Annotated in this window: 1 protein-coding gene; it reads right to left on the bottom strand. The window is 30.0% G+C overall.

Features of this window, described 5'->3' with window-relative positions:
• Positions 1 to 513: 513 nt before the first annotated feature.
• The coding region (locus tag V2H77_RS00515) for a tetratricopeptide repeat protein (protein ID WP_341497239.1) at positions 514 to 1111 on the bottom strand (598 nt) is incomplete at its 5' end.

Genomic DNA, 1111 nt, shown 5'->3' with positions numbered 1-1111 from the left:
CCCAATAATGAGTGTAAAAATATCAATACATATATATGTATAAATAAGAAATTATTTAAATATTAAATTAATAATAATGTTATTTTTTGCATGGTAACTATATAACATAAAATTAGCAATTTCACATTAATTAAGAAATAATTAACAATGATAAATAGAAATCAAAAACATATATCTCATCTAAATAGGAAAAATTATTACGCCAAATGTAAATATATTTATTCAGAAAAACACTGCTAATCTATTAATTACTAAAACAAGTAACATAAATATATTACTAACACGATTTAAATTCTAACTTAAATATAAGTTCCTATTAATAACAGATTGAATAACCATGATTTAATAAAGTAAATTTTTATTCACAATGAAAATTTCTCATTAAATATACCCTATGGATTTCAAGATGCATCGCGACGGCAAGGGAGTGAATCCCCGGGAGCATAGCTAACTATGTGACTGGGGTGAGCGAGCGCAGCCAACAAAGAGGCAACTTGAAAGATAACGGGTATATCAATCAGGCTCCTTATATCCTTGTTGTATCATAATGATGTCCCAATGTTCTAAAATAGATTTAGATTCTTCATCCCCCATATCAGCCATTTTCTGGAAATATATTTTCGCCTTCTCTAAATCTTGTGGAACATCATTATCACCATGCAAGTAAGTGACGGCAATATTGTCATACGCCCTTATAAAACCCAAGCTACCTGCTTTTTCATAAAGTTCCATTGCTTTTTTCACATCTTGTTTATCCCTACCAGCATATTTATAAATCCCCCCTAACCAGTATGAAGCTAACATATGGTTTTTATCTAGATCTAAAGCCTTCTCATAATAATATTTAGCCATCTGATAATCTCTTTCAGATCTTACTAATGCGCTATCACTATATAAACGACCAAGTAGAAAATTAGCATCCGCATTCCCTTTTTCTGCCAGTTTTTCTAGTTTATAAAACTCCTCAACAGTTCGAGGTGTTTTCAAAGTAATTTCCTTATCCTCATAATGCATACCTGTAAACACCGTTTTCGGAATATATTTTTCTATATTTTCCGCATATACATTAGAAGACAGTAAAACCATCATCAAAATAATATATTTCATGATA

Source organism: Photorhabdus sp. P32 (genome assembly GCF_038085095.1).
Lineage (GTDB): Bacteria > Pseudomonadota > Gammaproteobacteria > Enterobacterales > Enterobacteriaceae > Photorhabdus > Photorhabdus luminescens.
This window is presented reverse-complemented; position numbering and strand designations above follow the sequence as displayed.